Raw genomic sequence first — 21833 nt, forward strand, 5'->3', positions numbered from 1 at the left:
TTTATTTTTTCGCCGCAATCGTGGCATTCTGTACACGTGATTATTGAATTGAACGATTTGAACGATTCGCGTCTTGACGATTTCGTTAGACTTACTGACGTTGCGCTGCGTAAAAAGCTCGAAACTGAGCGGGGGCTTTATTTAGCTGAAGGAATGAAAGTCATCGAACGCAGTTTGCAAGCAGGGCATCGTCCGCGTGCCATTTTAGCGGCGCCACGCTGGCTTGAGGATATTCAAGCTATGCTAGAACGCGTTGGTGAATGCGTAGCTGATGTTCCGATTTTCGTGACTTCAATTGAAGATTTAGAGCAAATAACTGGATACCGTATTCATCGTGGAGCAATGGCTTCGATGAACCGGCCTGAACTTCTTGATGTTAATACTTTTCTGGCAAATATTGGGCAAGGTCCTGCCCGAATTTTTGTTTTAGAAAATTTAGTTGATCATACCAATGTTGGGGCAATTTTCCGCTCTGCTGCGGCACTTGGAGTTGATGGAATTTTGGTTACCCAGTCGTGTGCAGACCCTTTATATCGCCGTTCTGTGAAAGTTTCAATGGGCAATGTTTTCCAAATTCCGTGGACTCGTATAAATAATTGGCCACAGTCAATCGAAGCTCTACACGACAAAGGTTGGATTACGGCGTCGTTGGCTTTGCGTAAGGACGCGAAAACGCTTTCTGATTTCGCGCAACTTCCGGAGGTTTGTGGCCCTCATTCAAAGATCGCAATAGTTCTTGGCACGGAGGGTGATGGCTTGAGCTCTCGTACCATTGCTAGCAGCAAACACAGCGTTGTGATCCCGATGGCAAAGAACGTCGACTCTCTCAATGTGGCTTCGGCAGGTGCGCTGGCCGCATGGGAGTTGCGAGTACGCAGCTAGAGTTACAGTAGTCGATAACAAGCTCAACTTATGTAATAGCGCTTCGAGAAGATTGCGAAATTGTTGAGGACAAGACTACTTAGGAGGAATCTTATACTGCACGATGGCGCCATAGAACTCGTCTACTTGATTGTACTCGTTAATTGCATCGTCAATAAGATCCGATACGGTACATTCAAGTACTCGTGAAAGGCGAATGAGCGTGTGCAGGCGCGGATTTAAGGCTGAGTTGTTTTTTCGATTTGAACGAGCAGATTCCATGAGTTGATAGTGGTTTCTATCAATATCAGCCTCTGCAGCAACTTGCTCTTGGGTCATGCCAAGAGCTGTGCGGCGGTTTCGAATTGTTTTAGCAAGTGCCGATGCTAAGACGCGTTCTGCTGCTGATGAATTTTGCATTTTTAAATTTTCCAGTTTAAACCATAGGATTATCAACCGGGTAAAAACGGTCTTAATGAGAATAGGTGATAATTGCTGCTGTGCTTGTCGTTTGTTTGCGAAAATTAGAAGTTATTCACGAAAAATTAGAAGCTCCCGGGAAGTCTAGCTGGCGCCAGGCTTCGTAGATAGCGATTGAAGCAGAGTTGGCGAGGTTGAGAGATCGTCGCGAGGGGAGCATGGGGATACGCAACCATTTCGTGACTCGAGGGTCGTTGAGTACGTCGTCGGGCAGGCCTGTTGGTTCGGTGCCGAAAAGTAGGACGTCGCCGTCGTGGTAAGATTCGTGCGCATAGTTGTTCTCGGTGTGTGAAGTGAAAGCAAAAATTCTACACTCCTCTCCGAAATGTTCTTTGGCTGCCGCCCAGTTCTTGTGGATGACGACGTCGGCCAGGTCGTGGTAGTCAAGGCCGGCCCGTTTTAAATGGGTGTCCGAAAAGTTGAAGGCAAGTGGCTCTATGAGGTGGAGGCGAGCCCCTGTGCAAGCAGAAAGTCGGATTGCATTGCCTGTGTTGCCAGGAATTTTTGGTTCGTGAAAAACGATATGAAGCACGAAACTAGATTAACTCACTTTTACTTTTTTGCTGGTATTTTGAGTAATTTTGCTTCGAACACCTCATTTTTTTGTGGGTGGACATTGTTTTTGGTAGGAGGTGTACTTTAATATTTTATCGAACAGGCGTTCGAAATTAGGGGATGGGTATGAATGATCGATTGAGCGTTGCGAGACGCGTGCTCGCTCAAGCGCAGCTGCGTACTGGAATGCGCGCAGTTGATGTGCTACCCGCGTCAGAAAAAGATAATTTTTTTGAACATGCAGCTCAAAAAGCTTTTATGGTTCCGGATGTGCTCCGTACGGTTTTTCCTTATGGGATTCCTAAAGCAGAAGTCATCAAGGCACAAGGGTCTGTAGCAGCTTCGGCTTTGATTGCTGGAATTGCTTCACAGCAGGGAGCTTGGGTTGTACTTTTAGGAGCAGCTGATGTGGGGTGGGATTTCTTTTTAAAAAGTGGAGTGAAATTAGAACGCTTTGTGTACGTACCTGCTATTGAAACCCTCACTTCACAAATTCTTTTTGCTGCTTTAGACGGCTTCGATGTTGTGCTTTTGGACGGAGTAAAGTTTCGAGCGCGTGAAGAGATGCTTATCGCTAAACGAGCCAGGCTGAAAAATGCGCTGCTTATTTCTAACAACTGGAATGCTGATCTGTTTCAAGTGCACTGTGCTGTGCAAGAGATAAAAGGTCTTTCGCGTGGACGTGGGCATATTCGGGATATCTCTTATCAGTTCACATCGCGTTATGGTGCGGCGTGTGTGGACTTTGGAATAAATGGATGGAATTTCGACGCAAAGATTCAAACTAGCTACGGCAAAAATCACCAAAAATTGCCTAATAATGCAATGTTCACATCGGCTAGTCCCAAACTCGAGGTGGTGAAATAACATGCATGCAGTAGTGTGGATTCCTCTGTGGCCAATAGAAGCGTTGCGTGCTTACGGCCTCGTTAAGGCACGAGATGGCGTTGCAGTTTACGATCAAGACGGCGTCATCAGCTTCGATAGCAAAGCAGCTCAACAGGGTATTTACTATGGAATGAAAAAACGTTATGCCAAAGCTTTAGCTCCTGAGATCGAATTAGTGCGGCGTCGCTTTGATTTAGAAGCTCTCAATTTTGAAAAGGTAATAAGAGCTTGTGAAAAGTGCGTTTCCACTCTCACAGTTTTACGGCCAGGAATGTTGATTTTTCATGCACGTGGACCAATCAGAATGTTCGGTTCGCAAGAGACGTTAGCAGAGAACGTTATCGAGAAAATAGTGGAAGATACCGGTTATGAAGCGCATGTTGGTCTTGGTGAAGGAACTTTATGCGCGATACTGGCTGCATATAATGATCAGTTTATAGAAAATGCTCGAGCCTACCTCGATCCGTTACCAATCGACAAGCTTGAATATGCGTGTTTCTCTACAGAACGCCGCGCGCAGATGAAGTCTTTCATTGCGGATTTGCACTTGCTAGGCATTAATACGGTGTTGGAACTTCGCAATCTTGATAGAGCGCTGCTCTATAGCAGGTTTGGGATGGTTGCGCGGCTTGCGGTGTCCTTGCTTGAATTAGATTTTCTTTTCCCTGAGCTGAGCGAAAACTCCTGCACAGGTATTGTGGTTGAACGCCATCTCGACCCACCTGTGACAAACAGTGAAAGCTTTGCTTTTCTTGTACGAGAACTGGGGACGGAACTCGTTCGGCTATTAGAATATGAAGGGTATTTTGCAAAAGAGCTTTCTTTATTTATACGCACCTCGGCAGCAGCCGAAATGGAGCGAACATGGCATTTAGATGCAGTAGATGTTCCGGTTATTGTAGATCGCTGCCGTTGGCAACTCAAAGTATGGTTATCAGAATTAGTCGATAATGACTCGTATGGTGAAAATCAAAACATCACCTATCTTGAATTGAGAGCTCAAAATCTTTTTCCTGCTGGCTTTACACAGGGCGTGTTATGGGGAAGAGAGGAAAAGCACTCACAGCTCGCCCATAAGGCAATTAACCGTTTACAAGCTCTAGTTGGGCTAGAGAAAGTGGTGACTCCTATTTTAAAAAGTCAGCTAGACCCAAGCTCGGCATATGAACTTGAGCCATGGGAGTACAAAAACAGTGCTGATAGAAAAAGTGAAATAGGCGAGTGGCCAGGCGCAATACCTAGACCTTGGCCAGGGAGAATATTGCAGACTTATGAAACGATCACAATTGTTGATCCAAGAGGGCATATTTGTGCTGTCAATTCATTAGGACGATTTTATTGCATACAAGGTTGCGGTTTTATTGAACCTAGCTCTTTTATCAGTAAAAGGTATGCGGGAAAAATAACGAGCTATTCTTCTCCCTGGTTACATCGTGCGCAGTGGTGGACGCTGAAAAAAGAAAAAGAAATAGATCGTGTGTGGTGTGAAATCGTGGTGGACTATCTACATGCTTTTCTGTGCCGCTGGGAATCTTCCGCATGGCATTTAGTGGGTGAGTACGTATGAGATCTTATGCTGAGCTTCACGTGCACTCTGCCTACAGTTTTCTAGATGGGGCATCGACACCTGAAGAGCTTGTACGACGTGCTGTGGAGTTGGAACTCGAAGGTCTTGCTCTAACAGATCATGGCGGTTTACCTGGGGTGGTACAGCTGTCTACAGCAGCACGTTCAGTAGGGTTACCAACTGTTATTGGTTCTGAGATTTCTATTGTGGAATCTGAGATGTCTATTGCCCAAAAGGAAAGTTCAGATGAACTAAATACGAGAGCTGGGAAAAGTAATCCGCAAGCAAAACATCTCATCGTTTTGACACGTGATACTGATGGGTACCGGCGTCTTTCGCGAACGCTCAGTGAGGGGATGCTCAAATCGGGCGAAAAAGGTAAATCGTGTATTGATTTGGAGATGCTGTCTGAATCTGGAAAAGGGCATTGGCAAATACTCACTGGTTGTCGAAAGGGATATGTGCGTTCTGCCCTCGAGCAAGAGAAAGGAATTTGGGCTTTTGATAAAGCTTATGCTCAGTTGGATCAACTGATTCAGCTTTTTGGACGGGACTCAGTAGCTGTAGAAATAACCAACTGGAGCCAACCTCTTGACCGTGAAAGAAACGACGTTCTTGTGGAACTTGCACAGAAAACAAGAACCCGAGTGGTAGCTACGAATAACGTTCACAGTGCGCGATTTAAAGACGTGCCATTGAGTGATGTTTTAGCTGCGATTAGTGCCGGTAAAACAGTAGAAGAAGTCGCTTCTTCCTTGCCCAGATGGGGTAGCTATTTGCGCTCTGGTAACGATATGGAAGCTATTCACTATGACCATCTTGAGGCGGTTGACGCAGCTGCGGAAATTGGTAGAGAGTGCGCTTTTGATTTAACTCTTGTGGCACCAAATTTGCCACCTTTTCCAGTCCCAGTTGGCCACACTGAAGCTACATGGCTAGTTGAATTGGTTGAAAAACAAGGGGAGCGCAGATACGGCAAACGCCATGAGAATAGTACAGCTTGGCAACAAATCGACCATGAGCTCGACATTATTGTGAAATTAGGCTTTTCTGGATATTTTCTGATCGTTCACGAAATTGTAGAGTTTTGTAAAACGCGGGGAATTTGGTGCCAAGGGAGAGGCTCGGCTGCCAATTCTGCAGTCTGCTTCGCCTTAGGCATTACGGCAGTTGATGCTGTTAAACATAAAATGCTTTTCGAACGATTTATTTCTCCTGGGCGTTTGGGGCCTCCCGATATTGATTTAGACATTGAGGCGCGGTTGCGCGAAGAGGTTATCCAGCACGTATATGAACGCTACGGTAGGAAACATGCTGCTCAGGTTGCGAATGTAATAACCTATCGACGTCGATCAGCCATTCGGGATGTAGCGCGCGCTTTTGGGTATAACGACGGTATTTCAGAAGCTTGGGCAAAGGAAACTGAGCGCTGGAGTAGCCCGGTGAGCAGCCTAGTTGGCGAGGAAAAAGCGAGAAAAATCGATAAAAACTACTCGAGAGTACCATCGAATGTTAAATACTTTGTTTCAAAGATTCAAAATTTACCGCGCCATTTAGGGATCCATTCGGGAGGGATGGTGATTTGTGACCGCCCAGTTGTGGAGGTGTGTCCAGTTGGGTGGGCGCATAAGGAGAACCGAACAGTACTGCAATGGGATAAAGACGATTGTGCTGAGGCTGGGCTAGTAAAATTCGATCTACTTGGGTTAGGTATGCTCACGGCATTGAGGCTTTCTTTCGCGGCGTTAAAAGATTTCGGGGTGCGCGCAAGTGACGGGGCTGAGCTGCATTTGTATAACTTAGATCAAGAAGATGAGAGAATTTTTGATTTGCTGTGTGCAGCGGATACGGTTGGAGTTTTTCAAGTTGAGTCTCGGGCGCAGATGGCAACTTTGCCTAGACTCAAGCCACGCACTTTTTACGATATTGTGATTGAAGTAGCCCTCATTAGACCAGGCCCAATACAAGGTGATTCTGTTAATCCTTATCTCAATCGGCGCCGTGGTAGAGAGGCAGTAACTTATTTGCACCCGCTTTTGGAAAAATCCCTCAAAAAGACTCTTGGAGTGCCGATTTTCCAAGAGCAGCTTATGCAAATGGCAATTGATGTGGCTGGTTTTACTCCAGCTCAAGCGGATAGGCTGCGAAAAGCTATGGGGAGTAAGCGCAGTCATGAAAGGATGGAAGAGCTGCGAATCGAAATGGTAGCAGGAATGAAAGAACGCGGAGTAGGCGATGAAACGTGTGAAATAATTTTCCGCAAACTTCACGCATTTGCTGAGTTTGGGTTCCCAGAGTCGCATTCTTTTTCGTTTGCGTATTTAGTGTATGCAAGCGCATGGTTGAAAGTATATTACCCCGAGTTTTTCTATGCGGGCATACTAGCTGCACAACCGATGGGATTTTATTCTCCTCAGACGCTAATTGCTGATGCTCGCCGGCATGGAGTCTACATTTTGCCAGTGGACGTGTGCTATTCAGATGAACATACAAAGGTTGAACGCACTCCACAGCGTGATATCGAAAAGCACCCTTTAGTAGATGCTCACGCAGATTTAGGGATACGGTTAGGGCTTTCAAATATAAAAGCTTGCAGAAAATCGATTGATAAAATTCTTGCAGCGAGGGCAATAAAACAATTCGAGTCAGTAGCTGATCTCGCACACCGGGCAAAGTTGAGCGCTGAAGAATTAAAAAGTTTAGCTGCAAGTGGCGCGCTGGAAAGTTTGCAAGTGACAAGACGTGAGGGGATCTGGGCAGCCCAAGCGCTCTCCTATACAGATGTTAAACAGGGGAATTATTTTCAACCGGTGATCTTAGGAACAGAAGTTGGAGTTCGTGCACCTGCAATCCCTGACATGACCGAAGAAGAAAAAATTTATGCAGACTTGCACAGTACGTCGATTTCTCCGCATAAACATCTCATGGAAGTTCTTCGCCCGCGTTTAAGTAAAGACGACGTACAGACGGTCGCGCAAATAAGGGAAACTGAAGCTGATAAAAGAGTGTGGGTTGCCGGTATTGTGACGCATCGTCAACGACCACACACCGCGGGAGGAATCACTTTTATCTCTCTAGAAGACGAAACTGGGCTACTTAATGTGGTCTGTTCAGAAGCATTGTGGATGAAATATCGTTCTCTAGTGCGGTATAAGCAGGGATTGCTCGTGCGAGGAAAAGTAGAAAAAGGCGATGACGTAGTCAACCTCATTGCTGATGGGTTTAGCGAAATCCAACTTGGAGTGAAAGTGTCCTCTCGAGATTTCCGCTGATAGGAATAATATCTGTTCTTTCAATGAAAATTAAGCTTAGTGGTTTGTCAACAGATAGTATTGATGTACGTCAAAAGGAAAGGATCATAATGGGGAAATTTGGTGGACTGGTCAAAATAGCTACTATTGCTGGGCCAGCAATTCTCAAGGTAGTAAAAATTTATGGTCCGCAACTTCGCACTTTGATGAGAGAAAATCCTGAGCTATTTGCACAGATTAAAGGTCGTGTTGGCAAAATAGCAGGAACTAAAACCAATGCTAAAGGTATAAAAGGTGACCAAGAACGGCTCAACGTACTGCGAGAGCAAACTACTTATCTTTATGCATCTGCCAATACTCCGAAGATGGCCGAAAAGGCACGAGTTTGGCGCTTAGAAATTGATCAACTCGAAAAAGCTTTGCCATTGCTCGACGTCATGGGTAGCGATGCGAAAAAACAAGAAGTAAAGAAAGTTCAGACTAAGATCGACAGGCTTTCTGCACAAATTCTGGCTGCAACTATCGACGACGATATCGAAGATGCAGAAGTGGTAGACCCTGATAAGCAGAACTAAACCTATTAACCTGTGGAGGGAAAGCGCCAGAACCTTATTTAAACGCCAAAGCTAAAGGCCAAGCACCTTGGCGATGTCAGGCGAAAAGAAATTTGGGCCTTTGAGGACTTTTCCGTCTTCACGGTAGATTGGTTTACCGTCCTCGCCGAGTTTGGACAAATTAGAGGCTTGAATTTCTTTGAGAACCGCGTTCATAGGAATGCCCATTTCGAGTGCCATACCGTAAATGACGTAGACAAGATCACCCAGTGCATCTGCGGTTTCAACAGTGTCGCGAGTTTCGTCGTCTTCACTAACAGCGGTCTTGAAAGCAGACTCAATAGTACTACGGGCTGTTTGCCCATAGACGGCTCCGACTAACTCGGCAAATTCTTCTGCAATTAACGACATGCGCATGTGTACACGTTCGCGATCAACGTTGGGAGCGTCGCCGACGATGGGTAGACCGTAGGTGGTGTGAAAAGTGCGCACCAGCTCTTCGGGTTTCGATCCGTCGAGAGTTGCAGTGGTATTCGGTACTTCATTTACTTCGTGTGACATGGCTTTACCTCGGGATCGTCGTTAATACCCTCCTATCTTAGTTGATCATCATGGAGGAGATAAATCGGTAACTTATTAGTGTTTGCTTAGGAAAGATCGAATGTTGTTCCAGATCACACAAAAATATGCCGTCGTGAATTGTCATGAAAGACATAATAGTGATACATTTTTATTCGTTGTCAAACGACACCTGCGCGGGTGGCGGAATAGGCAGACGCGCTAGCTTGAGGTGCTAGTCCACGTATAGTGGGTGGGGGTTCAAGTCCCCCTCCGCGCACAGTAGGTTAAGGAACCCCTGTATTGCAGTTAAGGCTGTATGCAGGGGTTTCACCGTTTCTGAGCTGTGTGTTCATAAGCAGATCTTAAACCTAATGTACATTTTTGTGCATTCCTGTACGCTGGGGAACCCCTCGTCACATCAAAATTGTGGGCAAGGTGTGGGCAAAAAAGTGAAGAGTTTTGGGGCTATAGGACAAATCGTGTTGGTTTTTGGGTGTGTTTTTGTTGGTGTGGTAAGCAATAGTCGGGTTTGAAGTCGGTTTGGCTCGAGTTTTTGGTTGGACATTTCGTGTTGGTTTTGGCCTGGTTTTTTGTTGGTATTGCGGGTGAAAGTAGGGTTTGAACTCGGTTGACTTGAGGGTATGGGAAATCCTCGTTGTTCATTGTGTGGTTCAGTTACCCAAAAGTGGGGCAAGAGTGGTTCTGGTCGGCCCCGATTCCGTTGTCTGTCGTGCCGGGCGAGTCAAAGTCGTTCTAATGATGTCACTGCTCGTTATTTCGCAGCTTTTCTCAATTTCGTGACCTCGGATCTGCGTTATCGGGATCTGCCTGGTCAGGGGCGAAATGCTCGGCGTCGATTCCACCAGTTTTGGCAGTTATGGCCAGTGAGTCCAGTTGTTGAGGAGGTTCATCACGTGGTTTTTGTGGATGGGATATATCTGTCACGCAAACTTGTTGTGCTGATCGCTTGTACGAAAACACATGTTCTTGGCTGGTATGTAGCACGTCGTGAGACAACGGCTGCGTGGCAAGCATTGTTTTCACGTATTGCACCACCAGATGTTGTTGTATGTGATGGTGGTCCAGGAATTGCTTCGGCTGTGAAAATTTCATGGCCCACTACCCGTATTCAACGCTGTGTCTTTCACGCTTTTAGCACTGTCAAGCGCTATACCACGAGCCGGCCACGTACTCGTGCTGGTGTTGAGCTTTATGGTCTTGCGAAAGACTTATTACACATCCACACGCGTGAGGAAGCGCTTGCATGGATGGGTCAGTTAGCGGTGTGGAATACGGCATGGAAGGCGTTCCTTGCTGAGAAAACTCGCCTTGCGAACGGTCAGATTGTTCCCACTCATGCACGGCTTATTCGTGCTAAAAATTCGCTTAATACTCTGGTACGTCATGGAACGTTATTTACCTATCTTGATCCGAGTCTGAGTATTGATGATGACCCGATTCCTGCAACGTCTAACCTGATTGAATCCCTGAACTCGCGTTTACGACATGTGTTGAGATCGCATCGTGGAATGCCGATCGATCACCAGGTCAAGACGATTTTATGGTGGTGTTATCAACACACGGAGTTTCCTAACACGCCAGCGCAGTTACTGGAAACTACCTACACGGATAGCCAAATCGAAGCCATGTTCACCCGAGCCAGTCACCACCATGCCCAAGAAGAAATCCAGCGATGGGGAACAGCAGTGAACTGGACCGATTTCCACCACAACGGCCAATGGCAAGGACCGGTATAAAAAACCAACACGATTTGTCCTATAACCCGAGTTTTGGGGCGGTTTTTGCAACATCTCGATATATGTCGACTAGTTGCCAAAAACGCCCACTTTTGTGGCCGCATGCGCTTGAGTGTGAATGGCTACTCATGGAAACTAACCCGATTTACCTTGCAAAACGCGATTTAGGCCAATTATTGTGAGATACGCATTTTGGCACATTGCAGCATATATGCACGGTATAATGTCTTCAGTCCGTTTTGCCGATCATCAGAACTGAGAGAACATGGAGATCTTGCCCCAGCCAGCTGGTATCCGATGGAGCGTGCCTGAAACTGAGCCGCAATATGTACATCACACGCAAAACACAAAAACTCGTCAATGGCAGATTTACGATGTCGTGGCGTCTTTTTTCGCTGCCGTTGCTCTGATGTTGGTGTTCTGGTTCAGCTTGCTAGTACTCGACAACGGAGTGCCGGGGGAGTCGTTTTGGCTTCTCAACTTAATAGTTTTCTGGGCGGTGATCGCATATCTGGCATTTCCGCGACTGCATCAGATCGTATCCACAATCTACGTGCCAAACTACTTCATTGGCCGCACCCGCACAGCCGATGGCATCCTCGGAGATCCTGTTAACCTCGCATTTAACGGCAGCGAAGCACAAATACATGTGGCGTTGCAACAAGCAGGCTGGGTTCAAGCTGACCCGCTTACGGCCCGATCAGCGTGGAAGATCGTGGTAGCTTCGGTCTTGCGCAAGTCCTATGCTGCGGCACCTGTTTCGCATTTGTACCTTTTTGGACGACAAGAAGATTTTGCTTACGAACGGGAAGTACAAGGCAATCCGGCGCGTCGCCATCACGTACGTTTTTGGAAAACTCCTGATGGATGGACTCTTCCTGGCGGTATTACCGTGGATTGGGTAGCAGCTGCCACTTATGATCGATCCGTTGGCCTGTCGCTTTTCACGGGTCAGATTACACATAAAATCGATGCTCATATCGATGCAGAGCGAGACTACCTTATCGCGACTGTTCTTTATGGCGTGCCAAACGTTGACGTAAAAGTGATTGAACGTTACTTTAACGCCTACCATTCGCGTAACGGCGGTGGGGACACCATAAAAACTGATGGTGACCTCCCGGTTCTTTGTGTCCGCGATGTATATGAAGATATACACGAATCGGAAAAGGTAGCTGAGCTTGCAAACGCTGTTTTACCAGCTGTTCAGCCTCTGCATAGTGATTCAACAACTCAAACGCATTCGGCGCCGACGTCGTCAATAATCTCAGCTTCTGATGTAAAAGAACTACCTCCGACTCTGTTTTGGTTTGCGGGACTTCTGGTGATCATGAACGGAGTGAGCAATTTTGCGCTCACTGACGCGTCGATACTCGAGATCATGGCACCCACCGCGTTCAACTTAGTGATGCTCACACTCATCAGACTTCGTCAGCGGTGGGCTTGGGTTGTGATGTTGGCGCTTCAAAGTTTGGCCGCTATTTTACTGCTCGTCCTTGCACTTTCGGAAGAACCAGGCAGGCTCATGCAGTCGAGCTTTCCCGTGCTGCTGGTATTTGCTCTGTCTGGCACTTCAGTGCGACTGTGGGTGAGCAAGGGCCGAAAAGATAGATACATTAGCACCGTTCGATAACACTCATATCAGGCATATATTGTGCAATTGCGATGCAATTTGCGCGCGGAGTGGTGGGGAAAGCGTAGCGGTGAGGAAGCTTAGTGATATTTGATTTTACTCAGCAATAGCTGACTGAGGCTTACCTGTTTTTACAGCCCTTAAAAGCACAACGAACAGCAAAATAAAAGTTGCGGTGAGCGTGATATGTCCAAGCCCGGCAATTCCAGCGAGAGCTTTTGAATTCGCCCAAGGAAGCCCGAGAACTTGAGCCGTTCCTTTAATCGTAAGCATGAAGAACGTTAGTACAAGTCCGCCGTCCCAAAAATTTGGAAAGAAACGGAAGCGCCGGTCTAATTCGAGATGAAACACGCGCGTAAGAATCAATACCACTAGCAAAACTAACGTGCCGAGCGTGAGAGCGTGCGTATGGGCCAGTGCCAATTGTGTAAAACCGGTATAGCCAGTTTGACGAGTAAATTCGCGGTACATCAGACCCGATGTAAGCCCTAAGATAGTCCAAATAAACGCCGAGTGAACCAAACGAGATTCCATATTTATGCCTTACTTTTAGATAAACGAAAGAGTTAAATTACTGAGAGAGCCAATAAAAACACCCAGCAATAAACAACTAGTAATAAGAGCTGTATACGATGCACGCATCGCTAGATTAATGCTTATGCTAGGTGCGCTACCAGCATAATCGTCGAAAACGTAGAACTAATGCTTTGCACACCAGTAAAAGCGCGGCTATTAAGCACCTTGGTGAAAGCCCCTGGTAAAAGCGCCTCGTTAGCGTTCGGTGGTGCCACCGTTTCATATAAAGCCGTTTCATATAAAGCGGTTTCATATTGTGCATCGTTACGCATGCGCAAAATTTAATTGATATTCTGGCGCAATGAAACCATTCGCTTTTCTTGTTGCGCGCCCAAACTCGCCAATCGGCGACGACGAATACCGCTCATTTCTCGCCCTTAGCCAGCTACCGGCTCATATGCTCGAGCGAGTGCGAATGGACTCCATCGATTTTGCAGAGTTTGAACCATCGAGATATGCAGGGTTTATTGTCGGCGGTTCGCCATTTGATCTAACTCTCGCTAAAGAAGAAAAATCCGCTCAACAGCTGCGAATAGAGAGTTTTCTCGAATCGCTCAACGAACTAGTTTTCGCAAACGATCTACCATTTCTTGGAATCTGCTTTGGGCTAGAAGCTATGGCGTTGTATCAAAATGAACAGCTTGTGAACAGCTATCGCGAAGAAATTTCTGCGCCGCGTATTTCACTAACACCTGCAGGGCAACGCGATCCCGTATTTTCTCAGCTCCAAGACTTAGGCAAAGAATTTCAATGCTACACCGGGCATGCTGAAGCGCTTGATCCTAACACAAAGCGCGACGCCGTCGTCCTCGCTTCTTCGGAAACTTGCCCTGTGCAAGCCGTACGTTGGAAAGAAAATATCTATGGAGTGCAGTTTCACCCGGAAATCGACTGGCAAGGAATCGAGCTGCGAGTGTCGTTATACTCAGGAAAATACTACGCAGCAGGAGACGGGGAACGCATTTTGCATGCAGCTAAGCGCGCCGATGTGCGAGCTGGCGGGGAAATTCTCAAAGCTTTTGTACGCGCTTATTCGTGTTGAGCATCCCATACACCGTCGCGTGGCCTGCGTGAAGCTCTCGGCGCCACACAAAGCGCGGCACTGAACACGAAAACCGCTACGCCATAAGCAGATTATTCCTCGTGCATATAGCGGTTCTACGTGGAAGAATACAGAATATCTGCCAAAGTCACTGGGGCGGTCGAAGCGAGATCGCGGTGGCCAAAACAGTGCGGCCACAGCAATCCTGCAGCGGGCCAAACAATAACGAAAGTGTGTAACGTATGGCTATGGAATTTGCGCAATCGCCTCGGTCAACTCTAGGAATCGAATGGGAATTGCAACTGCTTGATGTCGATTCATATGATTTGCGGCAAAGCGCAAATGCAATCATCGATTCCTTACGTGCGCTACCAGCAGATACGTCGATTATTCAGCGTGAAATGCTCTTAAACACGGTTGAATTGGTCTCGCATCCACATGAAACTGTTAAAGAATGTGCTGCTGATCTACAGTATGCACTCTCACTTTTACAGCCGATTTTGGAGCCTTTGCGAATCACTGTGGCGTCGTCGGGCACTCACCCCTTTGCAGATCCTGCTTACCAGCATGTGACGGATTCCAACCGCTACGCTGAACTCGTCAATCGCACTCAGTATTGGGGCAGGCAAATGCTACTTTTTGGCACCCATGTGCATGTGGGCATTGAGGATCGAGCCAAAGTATTGCCGATTTTGCGTGCTATGCTCACTCGATTTGCTCATTTTCAAGCACTTACGGCGGCCTCGCCATTTTGGAATGGGGCCAATACTGGGTATGCCGATAATCGAGCTATGGTGTTCCAACAACTCCCTACCGCGGGCACCCCACATCAGTTTGACGCCTGGGATGAGCTGGAATGTTACACCAATGGTATGTTGAAAACTGGCATCATTGATCACTTTGACGAAGTTCGATGGGATATTCGCCCTTCGCCAAAATACGGCACCCTTGAGATGCGCATGTGCGATGCAGCCTCGAATATTGCAGAAGTTTCAATGGTAGCCGCCCTGTGCCAATGTTTGGTTGAGTTCTATTCGCGCAAGTACGACGCCGGGGAGCAGCTTCCATCGTTGCCTGCGTGGTTTGTGGATGAGAATAAATGGCGCGCCGCGCGTTACGGTATGGACGCTATTTTGATTCTTGACGACGCCGGTAACGAAGAACTCGTGACTGACACGCTCATTCACATGTACGAAGAACTCAGCCCGATCGCTCGAGACCTCGGTTGCGCACAAGAACTCGCGTACCTGCATGAAGTTTTGCGGCTCGGAGCGCCATATCAGCGCCAACTTCGCGTCGCTCAATTGCATAATAAATCGCGCGAGGCGATTGTGGCATTCATGTGCGCAGAGATGAAAGCGGGTACGGCGCTAGATCCGCAAACTGTGGATCTAGGTGACGATCTACAAAGCCTGCACACCCACGAAATCTCGTAATATTACTGTGCAACAGCTTCGTAATATGAATGCACAATAAAGTTGGGTGCATAATACAAATAACCAATTTTTATCAACGACTATTTGCGGAGTGTTAAGCAAAAATGACTTCCTTTCAACCCAGCAGTGGCGATTTTTCCGACGTAGTAGAGATTGCACAGCAGCTCATCCGCATAGACACTAGTAATCACGGCGTTATCGAAGCCGATGTGGAAACGCAGGCTGCACACTACGTCATGGAACTTTTACAGGAAGTCGGCTACGAACCACAGTGGATCGAACCCGTGAAAGGGCGACCGAGCGTCGTCTTACGCGTACCAGGAAAGAACCGCGAGCGCGGCGGGCTTGTGATACACGGGCATCTCGACGTCGTTCCTGCTGTTGCGCAGGATTGGGATGTTGATCCGTTCTCCGGTGAGATTATCGACGGCGTTTTGTGGGGCAGGGGCGCCGTCGATATGAAGAATATGGACGCAATGATAATTTCAGTGCTCCGGCATATGGCGCGCACGAATTACGTGCCTGAACGCGATTTGATTGTTGCGATGTTTGCCGACGAAGAAGCCGGAGGCAAAGTTGGTGCTCATTGGCTCGTTGAGCATAAACCTGAGCTCTTCGCAGGTGCAACGCATGCTATCTCAGAAGTCGGCGGTTACAACACGTATGTCAATGGCAAGCGTGTCTATTTGCTACAGACGGCCGAAAAAGGTTTGACCTGGTACAAGCTCCTTGCACGCGGTAAGGCGGGTCATGGTTCTCAAGTGAACGAAGATAATGCAGTGACGAAACTGGCTCAGGCACTTGCGGCAATTGGCAGTGAAAAATGGCAACTTCAACTCACTGATACGGTACGTGAACTGCTTGCAGGAGTTTCTGAACTCACAGGTTTGCCTTTTGATCCCGAAGATCCAGAGACGATTGATCGACTTATTGATGCCCTCGGCTCGGCCAAAACTTTCGTCGGGGCGACGCTTCGCACCGGCGCCAATCCCACTCAGCTGCAGGGTGGCTACAAGGTGAACGTCATTCCGCAGACGGCTGAGGGCGGCGTCGATGTGCGCCCAATCCCAGGTACTGAAGCTGAGGTTGCGCGTCGTATTGCGCAGCTGGCTGGTGACGTAGAGCTTGAGAAAATTCATGACGACGCCGGCATCGAGTTTCCTTTTGCTGGTGAGACTGTTGAAGCGATGGTACGAGCTTTGGAGGCAGAAGATCCACAGGCCGTAGTTTTGCCATATATGCTTTCAGCAGGCACTGACAACAAAGCGCTGGCTCGTTTGGGAATTCAAGGCTACGGTTTCGCACCGGTTCAGCTGCCACCAGGATTCGATTTCCCAGCAATGTTCCATGCTGCAAATGAGCGAATTCCAGTGGATTCGCTGTATTTTGGCTCGCGCGTGCTGTGGCGTTTTTTGCAAAATGCCTAAAGTGGATTGCCTCAACAAGGCACTGCTATTGGTGAGCACGGCTTTTCTAAGCTAATCTGTAGGTATGGCTATTGATCCTAATACCGCATATGCTCGCCTCGCGAGCGCGCTTGACGATTTCCACAGCGCAGTGACCCAGTTTGCAGACGCTGATGCGCCGGCAGTTTTGCGTGCGGCTGATTTACTAGCCGATGCTTATACCGTCTACGACGACGCGCTGTTCACTCAGTACGGCATTGAAGCTCCGTTTGATACCTACGCAGAAGATGACTTCGAAGAATTTGATGACGACGAGTTTGACGATGATTTCGATGAGCTTGATGACGATGAGCTGGTGGACGACGACGATCTCGAGGTTCTCGATTTTGACGACGAAGAAGATTCCGACGACGAGGACGCAGACGAGCACTAAAGTGCGCTTTTGCGCGGCGGTATTCGCTTAGAATTTTTGCTGAACTTAGAAATAAGAGTCAGGTGAATTGGATGTCACCTGACTCTTATTCGCTTATTAGTTTGTTCGCCTTATTGCGGATAAGTTAATTCCAATGCTGAAATCTCATTCAATACGTCAATGACTTGCTGCGGAAGATCGCTCATATCCATGGCAAAAAGTTGGTCAGCTTGACTTGCAGTGCGCGCCCCACAGAGCGCCGCGGCAACTACATTGTGTTGAAGTGCCCAGGTTAAGGCAATATCAGCTGGTGTGCGGCCAAGACCATCGGCAGCTTTAATAATAGCTTCAGTGATACGGCGCGGTGCGTCGTCGAGATAGGGTTCGACTGTGGCAGATAAATGCGTTGTAGCAGCTCGCGACGTCGGAGGAATGGTGTTGCGATATTTTCCGGTGAGCGCGCCAGCGGCAAGTGGCGCATAAGCTGCAATTCCAAGTCCACAGTCCTCAGCCATCGGGAAGAGTTCAAACTCGGCCTGCCGCTCAAGCAAAGAATACTGAGTTCCAAGGGCAATAGGAACAGGCAGGTGTAAATCCTGCAAGTACTGAGCCGCCTTGGCCACATACCATGCAGGGCAATGGGCAAATCCTAGGTAACGTGCTTTTCCATCAATAACGAATTGAGCGAGCGTACCTATAGTCTCTTCAAAGGGAGTTGACCAATCGGGGCAGGCGAGCATAACGACGTCGACGTAATCGGTGTGCAGAGTTGTAAGCGTGCGATGAAGCGAAGAAATCAGTGAGCTACGGCCATTATTTCTCATTATTCCGCCAGGGGTAGGGCGTTCACCCACGTGTGCCATGATGACAAAATCTTCACGATGAAAACCTGCGGTAAATAGCTCGCCGATTGTGTTTTCAGCGTTACCTTGGGCATAGATGGGCGAAACATCAATCAAATTCCCGCCAGCGTCTAGTAAGGCCGTGAGCATGCGCTGTGCATCGTGGATCTCGGTATCGCGACCCCAGGTTAAAGTTCCAAGGCCAATTGCGCCGACTGTGAGTCCTGATTTTCCTAACTTGGTGTGTTTCACATAACCGAGCCTAACGCATACCCGCTTTACTTTATGAAATATGCTTGGCGCGTGAGCATATTTGAAGCAATCATTTTAGGTCTCGTGCAAGGACTCACAGAATTCTTGCCTATTTCATCGTCGGCGCATTTGCGTATTGTGGGAGATCTCTTTCCCAATTTGGGTGATCCAGGCGTAACTTTTACAGCTGTTACACAAATCGGTACTGAGACTGCCGTTGTGCTGTATTTTTGGAAAGACATCGTTCGTATCATCAAGAAGTGGTTCCAAGCTCTTCCAATAGGCCCGTGGAAGAAGCAAGTGCCGAGTTCTGATCCTGACGCTCGGATGGGATGGATCGTTATTATCGGTACTTTCCCGATTGTGATCCTGGGCTTATTACTGGAAAACGCCATCGATTCAGTATTCAGAAACCTCTACATCACAGCTCTTATGCTTGCGCTTTTCGCTGTATTCTTAGGACTTGCTGATCGTTTTGGCAAACGCAGCATTCCACTTGAAAAGATGAGTGTACGCGATGGCGTCATTCTCGGATTTGCCCAGTCAATGGCGCTTATACCAGGAGTTTCTCGATCTGGTGGAACAATCACGGTCGGTTTGCTGCTCGGATACACGCGCGCTGCAGCCGCTCGAGTTTCGTTCTTGTTGGCAATTCCAGCTGTGATGGGATCAGGTTTTTACAGGCTATTTTCCGACGGCGGCAACGATGCTCACATTGGTGCCATGCCGCTATTGATTGCAACTATTACCGCATTTGCCGTTGGATATGCAGTGATTGTGTGGTTCTTGAAGCTTGTTGAAACCAAATCCTATCGTCCGTTCGTGATCTACCGATTGGTACTTGCGACTTTAGTGGTATTTATGCTGCTGAAGGGGATTTTGGGGGTTTACTGAGTGGAAACTTGGGAACGTCCACGAGTGCCGGTTCTTCCCGGATCGGCACCCGCTCTCCAGCTGCGCGATTCGCTCAGTGAAACTGTACGTCCTCACGATCGTGAGGAGTTGAATCTCTGGGTGTGTGGCATTACCCCTTATGACGCCACTCATCTTGGGCATGCCAATACCTATATATTTTTTGATGTGCTCTTACGTACGTGGCTTGACGGCGGTCGGGACGCAAAGTACGCACAAAATCTCACCGATATAGACGATCCGCTCTTTGAACGTGCGCAAGATACCGGCGTCGACTGGAAGAAACTTGCCCACGAACAGACGGAACTATTTCGTCAAGATATGCGCCAGCTGCGCGTTATCCCACCGCATGTGTGGGTATCTGTTTCGGAAAAGCTGGACGACCTAGAGAAACTGGTGCGGCAGTGGGAAGAAGCTGACATCACCTACAGGTTGATGAACGACGACGGTTCGGCCGATATCTACGTCGATAGTTCTCGCGATCCACAGTTTTTAAGCTCTCCCTATTTCTCCACGGTTGATGTGTGTTCCCAGTTTGATGGGCACGGCGGAGAGTCTCAGCGCGAGGGCAAGAAAAATCGCCTTGACCCTTTGGTTTGGAAAGGCGTGTGCGGTGAGGATTATCGTCCGCCAGCAGCGAATGCAGGGCAGTGGCGGCCAGGTTGGCATATTGAATGTGCTGCTATTGCGCACGATGAATTAGGCATTGTTGATGTGCAAGGCGGTGGCTCCGATTTGGTATTTCCGCATCACGAAATGAGTGAATTGCATCTTCGCGATATCGCTTCAACTGATGGCACGCAAGAGCGAGCAGCTGTAGCTTTTCATGTCCATTCAGGAATGGTGGGCTTTCAAGGCACGAAGATGTCTAAATCTTTGGGCAACCTCGTGCTTGTATCTCATTTGATTAAAGACGGCGTCGATCCACGAGCGATTCGATTAGCTATTCTTTCTCACCACTATCGTGAGGATTGGGAATACACCGACGACGTGTTGCACGGTGCAAATGAGCGCTTGGCGAGCTGGTTGGCTGCCTTTGACCAGCCTTACGATGCTGCGGCACCTGCCTATGGCATCGAGCTATTGCGCACGATGCGCGAAAAACTTGCTTTTGATCTTGATACCCCTGCAGCTCTTGCGGCAGTTGACGATTGTTTGACGCACTTGACTAGCTGGCAATCGGCGACTGATCAACGACTAGTAATTGATACGATCGACGCATTATTGGGAGTAAAACTGTGACTTTACCAGCAGCAATCCTTTTCGATATGGATGGGACTCTAACAGATAGCGAACAGATCTGGTTTAGGGCAGAAACAGAGCTATTCGAAGATCTTGGCAAAGACTTTGATATGGACATGGCGAAAAATGTTATCGGTATGTCGATTGTTGATTCTACTGAGTATCTTGCACAGATAGCTGGGGGAGAAATATCGGCGCGCGAAATTCAAGATCGCTTGCTAGAAAAAGTCACAACCGTAGCTGCACGCGATGGATTGCCTTGGCGTCCAGGTGCTTATGAGCTGCTTGAACTCACCGTGACGCTCGGTATCCCAACAGCGCTCGTTACCTCCTCTTTTCTTTCTTTTGCTCAGTATGCACTAGATCGCGCACCAGCAGGATCGCTGCACGTCGCCGTCACCGGAGATCGCGTTTCGCAAGGCAAACCACATCCCTTGCCGTATTTGATGGCAGCAGATGAGCTCGGCGTCGACATCAACAAATGCATGGCATTCGAAGACTCAATACCTGGTCTGACCTCAGCATATCGCTCAGGTGCGATGACGGTCGGAATACCCTTTCAGGTGGAACTTCCCAAATTTGAAGGTTCAGTATTTATTGAGTCGTTGGTCGATGTAGATGAGCAATTTTTGCGCCAGCAGATGGCGTCGCGCCACGATGCATAAATGCTAAATATCGCGGCTCCTCAATAGAAGCCACATAATTTACCACGTATCGACGCACGTCACTTTCGGAATGCAGTGCGCAATTTTTCGATGCCGCTTTCGTTGATTTCAGGCATTTGACCACCGAATGCTGGGCAGAGATCTTTGAAATAGCACCATCCGCACAGAGGCCCTTGTTTAGGCTCGAAGTCTTTCGTATCAAGACGTTCCGAAATGGCAGACCACAAGTTCATCAAGGAAGATTCTATGAAAGCGACATCGGCCATGCTCGGATCATACGTGAGGATTCTGCCATCGCCTAAATATATGAGCTGGGTGCGGGCAGGCAACCTCTTTTGTTCAAAATACAAGGCAGTTGCATAAAATCGCATCTGAAATATGGCGCTATCTTGATAACGCGGTTGCGGCGATTTGCCGGTTTTATAATCTACAACGCGCAAAGCCCCATCGGGCGCTTCATCGATACGGTCGATAATCCCGCGAATTGCCAACCCTTGTGGAAGCTCGGCATTAACAAAACTTTCGCGTGCCTTGGGTTCCAAAAATTGTGGATTTTCCAAGGCGAAGTAGTGCGAGATCAGCGGCCGCGCCGATTCGAGCCAAGACTCGCATTCGGCTTGAGTCTCAAAAAGATCCATAGCTTTAGGATTTTTGCGCAAATGTGCTTCCCAGCGAGGGATAAGTAAACTCTGTGCAAAATTTTCCGTTCGTGCCAAGGCATCAACTTCATAAAGGTGTTCGAGAACTGAATGCACAAGCGTACCACGCAGCGCTTCCTTTGACGGCGGTTCAGGAATCGCGTCAATCACCCGATATCGGAATTTGAGCGGGCATTGCTTGAAATCATTGGCTCGTGAGGGCGAAATTGCTGCTTGACTTGTGTTCATAGTCCTACGGTACCTTGTGGATCCCGCTAGTTGTGTGTGCTACCAGTATGATAT

21 protein-coding genes and 1 tRNA gene are annotated in these 21833 nt (G+C 48.0%); 15 read left to right on the forward strand and 7 right to left on the reverse strand.

Going from position 1 to position 21833, the window contains the following annotated elements; translation table 11 throughout:
- Positions 1-36: 36 nt before the first annotated feature.
- A complete protein-coding gene (locus tag JOD55_RS05955) occupies positions 37-882 on the forward strand; it encodes a TrmH family RNA methyltransferase (RefSeq protein ID WP_204399137.1) in 846 nt (281 codons plus the stop codon).
- A 75-nt stretch (positions 883-957) separates the two neighbouring features.
- Here JOD55_RS05955 and JOD55_RS05960 read toward each other — a convergent pair whose 3' ends face one another.
- A complete protein-coding gene (locus tag JOD55_RS05960) occupies positions 958-1281 on the reverse strand; it encodes a helix-turn-helix domain-containing protein (RefSeq protein ID WP_204399138.1) in 324 nt (107 codons plus the stop codon).
- A 115-nt stretch (positions 1282-1396) separates the two neighbouring features.
- Positions 1397-1873 (reverse strand): TrmH family RNA methyltransferase, encoded by a 477-nt coding sequence (locus JOD55_RS05965; RefSeq protein ID WP_204399139.1) that lies wholly within the window; start codon positions 1871-1873, stop codon positions 1397-1399.
- A gap of 149 nt (positions 1874-2022) precedes the next feature.
- Between JOD55_RS05965 and JOD55_RS05970 the strand changes: the two genes are divergently transcribed.
- The 4 genes from JOD55_RS05970 to JOD55_RS05985 are packed head-to-tail and all read left to right on the forward strand — an operon-like array spanning position 2023 to position 8177.
- Positions 2023-2763 carry a hypothetical protein gene (locus tag JOD55_RS05970; RefSeq protein ID WP_204399140.1) on the forward strand — a complete coding sequence of 247 codons (741 nt, stop codon included), beginning with the start codon at positions 2023-2025 and terminating at the stop codon, positions 2761-2763.
- A 1-nt stretch (position 2764) separates the two neighbouring features.
- Positions 2765-4351, forward strand: a complete 1587-nt coding sequence (locus JOD55_RS05975) for a Y-family DNA polymerase (RefSeq protein ID WP_204399141.1) — start codon at positions 2765-2767, stop codon at positions 4349-4351.
- On the forward strand, positions 4348-7623 hold the full coding sequence (locus tag JOD55_RS05980; RefSeq protein WP_204399142.1) for an error-prone DNA polymerase: 3276 nt from the start codon (positions 4348-4350) through the stop codon (positions 7621-7623). The genes JOD55_RS05975 and JOD55_RS05980 overlap by 4 nt, the downstream gene beginning before the upstream one ends.
- A 23-nt stretch (positions 7624-7646) precedes the next feature.
- A complete protein-coding gene (locus tag JOD55_RS05985) occupies positions 7647-8177 on the forward strand; it encodes a hypothetical protein (RefSeq protein ID WP_204399143.1) in 531 nt (176 codons plus the stop codon).
- Positions 8178-8228: 51 nt separating this feature from the next.
- Here JOD55_RS05985 and JOD55_RS05990 read toward each other — a convergent pair whose 3' ends face one another.
- Complete coding sequence (locus tag JOD55_RS05990; RefSeq protein WP_204399144.1) at positions 8229-8717, reverse strand: pyrophosphohydrolase domain-containing protein; 489 nt, start codon at positions 8715-8717, stop codon at positions 8229-8231.
- Positions 8718-8909: 192 nt separating this feature from the next.
- Here JOD55_RS05990 and JOD55_RS05995 point away from each other — a divergent pair.
- From JOD55_RS05995 to JOD55_RS06005, 3 genes are all read left to right on the forward strand, one after another.
- Positions 8910-8994 (forward strand) — tRNA-Leu (locus tag JOD55_RS05995).
- Between the two features lie 364 nt (positions 8995-9358).
- Positions 9359-10474 (forward strand): IS1249 family transposase, encoded by a 1116-nt coding sequence (locus tag JOD55_RS06000; protein WP_204397647.1) that lies wholly within the window; start codon positions 9359-9361, stop codon positions 10472-10474.
- Between the two features lie 265 nt (positions 10475-10739).
- Positions 10740-12107 (forward strand): LssY C-terminal domain-containing protein, encoded by a 1368-nt coding sequence (locus tag JOD55_RS06005; protein ID WP_204399145.1) that lies wholly within the window; start codon positions 10740-10742, stop codon positions 12105-12107.
- A gap of 96 nt (positions 12108-12203) precedes the next feature.
- Here the strand turns inward: JOD55_RS06005 and JOD55_RS06010 are convergent, their stop codons facing one another.
- Both JOD55_RS06010 and JOD55_RS06015 read right to left on the reverse strand, forming a co-directional pair.
- Positions 12204-12641 (reverse strand): DUF2871 family protein, encoded by a 438-nt coding sequence (locus JOD55_RS06010; RefSeq protein WP_204399146.1) that lies wholly within the window; start codon positions 12639-12641, stop codon positions 12204-12206.
- A gap of 122 nt (positions 12642-12763) precedes the next feature.
- On the reverse strand, positions 12764-12955 hold the full coding sequence (locus JOD55_RS06015; protein ID WP_204399147.1) for a hypothetical protein: 192 nt from the start codon (positions 12953-12955) through the stop codon (positions 12764-12766).
- A 29-nt stretch (positions 12956-12984) separates the two neighbouring features.
- Here JOD55_RS06015 and JOD55_RS06020 point away from each other — a divergent pair, with 29 nt between their 5' ends.
- The 4 genes from JOD55_RS06020 (at position 12985) to JOD55_RS06035 (ending at position 17000) form a co-directional block, all read left to right on the forward strand.
- Complete coding sequence (locus JOD55_RS06020) at positions 12985-13725, forward strand: glutamine amidotransferase-related protein (RefSeq protein ID WP_204399148.1); 741 nt, start codon at positions 12985-12987, stop codon at positions 13723-13725.
- 242 nt (positions 13726-13967) lie between these two features.
- Positions 13968-15161 carry a glutamate--cysteine ligase gene (locus JOD55_RS06025; RefSeq protein ID WP_204399149.1) on the forward strand — a complete coding sequence of 398 codons (1194 nt, stop codon included), beginning with the start codon at positions 13968-13970 and terminating at the stop codon, positions 15159-15161.
- 104 nt (positions 15162-15265) lie between these two features.
- Positions 15266-16588, forward strand: a complete 1323-nt coding sequence (locus tag JOD55_RS06030; RefSeq protein WP_204399150.1) for a M20/M25/M40 family metallo-hydrolase — start codon at positions 15266-15268, stop codon at positions 16586-16588.
- A 64-nt stretch (positions 16589-16652) separates the two neighbouring features.
- Positions 16653-17000 (forward strand): hypothetical protein, encoded by a 348-nt coding sequence (locus tag JOD55_RS06035; protein WP_204399151.1) that lies wholly within the window; start codon positions 16653-16655, stop codon positions 16998-17000.
- A gap of 110 nt (positions 17001-17110) precedes the next feature.
- Here the strand turns inward: JOD55_RS06035 and JOD55_RS06040 are convergent, their stop codons facing one another.
- Complete coding sequence (locus JOD55_RS06040) at positions 17111-18073, reverse strand: aldo/keto reductase (RefSeq protein ID WP_204399152.1); 963 nt, start codon at positions 18071-18073, stop codon at positions 17111-17113.
- 51 nt (positions 18074-18124) lie between these two features.
- Between JOD55_RS06040 and JOD55_RS06045 the strand changes: the two genes are divergently transcribed.
- From JOD55_RS06045 to JOD55_RS06055, 3 genes are read left to right on the forward strand one after another with little or no spacing between them, the layout of a single operon-like run.
- Positions 18125-18967 carry an undecaprenyl-diphosphate phosphatase gene (locus JOD55_RS06045; protein ID WP_204399153.1) on the forward strand — a complete coding sequence of 281 codons (843 nt, stop codon included), beginning with the start codon at positions 18125-18127 and terminating at the stop codon, positions 18965-18967.
- The gene (locus JOD55_RS06050; RefSeq protein ID WP_204399154.1) at positions 18968-20227 is read left to right on the forward strand and encodes a hypothetical protein; all 1260 of its coding nucleotides are present in this window, start codon (positions 18968-18970) and stop codon (positions 20225-20227) included.
- The gene (locus JOD55_RS06055) at positions 20224-20892 is read left to right on the forward strand and encodes an HAD-IA family hydrolase (RefSeq protein ID WP_204399155.1); all 669 of its coding nucleotides are present in this window, start codon (positions 20224-20226) and stop codon (positions 20890-20892) included. Before JOD55_RS06050 ends, JOD55_RS06055 begins: the two co-directional genes overlap by 4 nt.
- 59 nt (positions 20893-20951) lie before the next feature.
- Here the strand turns inward: JOD55_RS06055 and JOD55_RS06060 are convergent, their stop codons facing one another.
- On the reverse strand, positions 20952-21779 hold the full coding sequence (locus tag JOD55_RS06060; RefSeq protein WP_204399156.1) for a RecB family exonuclease: 828 nt from the start codon (positions 21777-21779) through the stop codon (positions 20952-20954).
- Positions 21780-21833: the final 54 nt, after the last annotated feature.

It is taken from the genome of Arcanobacterium pluranimalium (assembly GCF_016907845.1).
Classification (GTDB): Bacteria; Actinomycetota; Actinomycetes; order Actinomycetales; family Actinomycetaceae; genus Arcanobacterium_A; species Arcanobacterium_A pluranimalium.

Coding starts and splice junctions, on each gene's coding strand:
- JOD55_RS06025 (WP_204399149.1), top strand. CDS start 13,968: ATGGCTATGGAATTTGCGCAATCGCCTCGGTCAACTCTAGGAATCGAA.
- JOD55_RS05980 (WP_204399142.1), top strand. CDS start 4,348: ATGAGATCTTATGCTGAGCTTCACGTGCACTCTGCCTACAGTTTTCTA.
- JOD55_RS06000 (WP_204397647.1), top strand. CDS start 9,359: ATGGGAAATCCTCGTTGTTCATTGTGTGGTTCAGTTACCCAAAAGTGG.
- JOD55_RS06005 (WP_204399145.1), top strand. CDS start 10,740: ATGGAGATCTTGCCCCAGCCAGCTGGTATCCGATGGAGCGTGCCTGAA.
- JOD55_RS06015 (WP_204399147.1), bottom strand. CDS start 12,955: ATGCGTAACGATGCACAATATGAAACCGCTTTATATGAAACGGCTTTA.
- JOD55_RS05985 (WP_204399143.1), top strand. CDS start 7,647: ATGAAAATTAAGCTTAGTGGTTTGTCAACAGATAGTATTGATGTACGT.
- JOD55_RS05960 (WP_204399138.1), bottom strand. CDS start 1,281: ATGCAAAATTCATCAGCAGCAGAACGCGTCTTAGCATCGGCACTTGCT.
- JOD55_RS06030 (WP_204399150.1), top strand. CDS start 15,266: ATGACTTCCTTTCAACCCAGCAGTGGCGATTTTTCCGACGTAGTAGAG.
- JOD55_RS06020 (WP_204399148.1), top strand. CDS start 12,985: ATGAAACCATTCGCTTTTCTTGTTGCGCGCCCAAACTCGCCAATCGGC.
- JOD55_RS05990 (WP_204399144.1), bottom strand. CDS start 8,717: ATGTCACACGAAGTAAATGAAGTACCGAATACCACTGCAACTCTCGAC.
- JOD55_RS06060 (WP_204399156.1), bottom strand. CDS start 21,779: ATGAACACAAGTCAAGCAGCAATTTCGCCCTCACGAGCCAATGATTTC.
- JOD55_RS06035 (WP_204399151.1), top strand. CDS start 16,653: ATGGCTATTGATCCTAATACCGCATATGCTCGCCTCGCGAGCGCGCTT.
- JOD55_RS06010 (WP_204399146.1), bottom strand. CDS start 12,641: ATGGAATCTCGTTTGGTTCACTCGGCGTTTATTTGGACTATCTTAGGG.
- JOD55_RS05975 (WP_204399141.1), top strand. CDS start 2,765: ATGCATGCAGTAGTGTGGATTCCTCTGTGGCCAATAGAAGCGTTGCGT.
- JOD55_RS05970 (WP_204399140.1), top strand. CDS start 2,023: ATGAATGATCGATTGAGCGTTGCGAGACGCGTGCTCGCTCAAGCGCAG.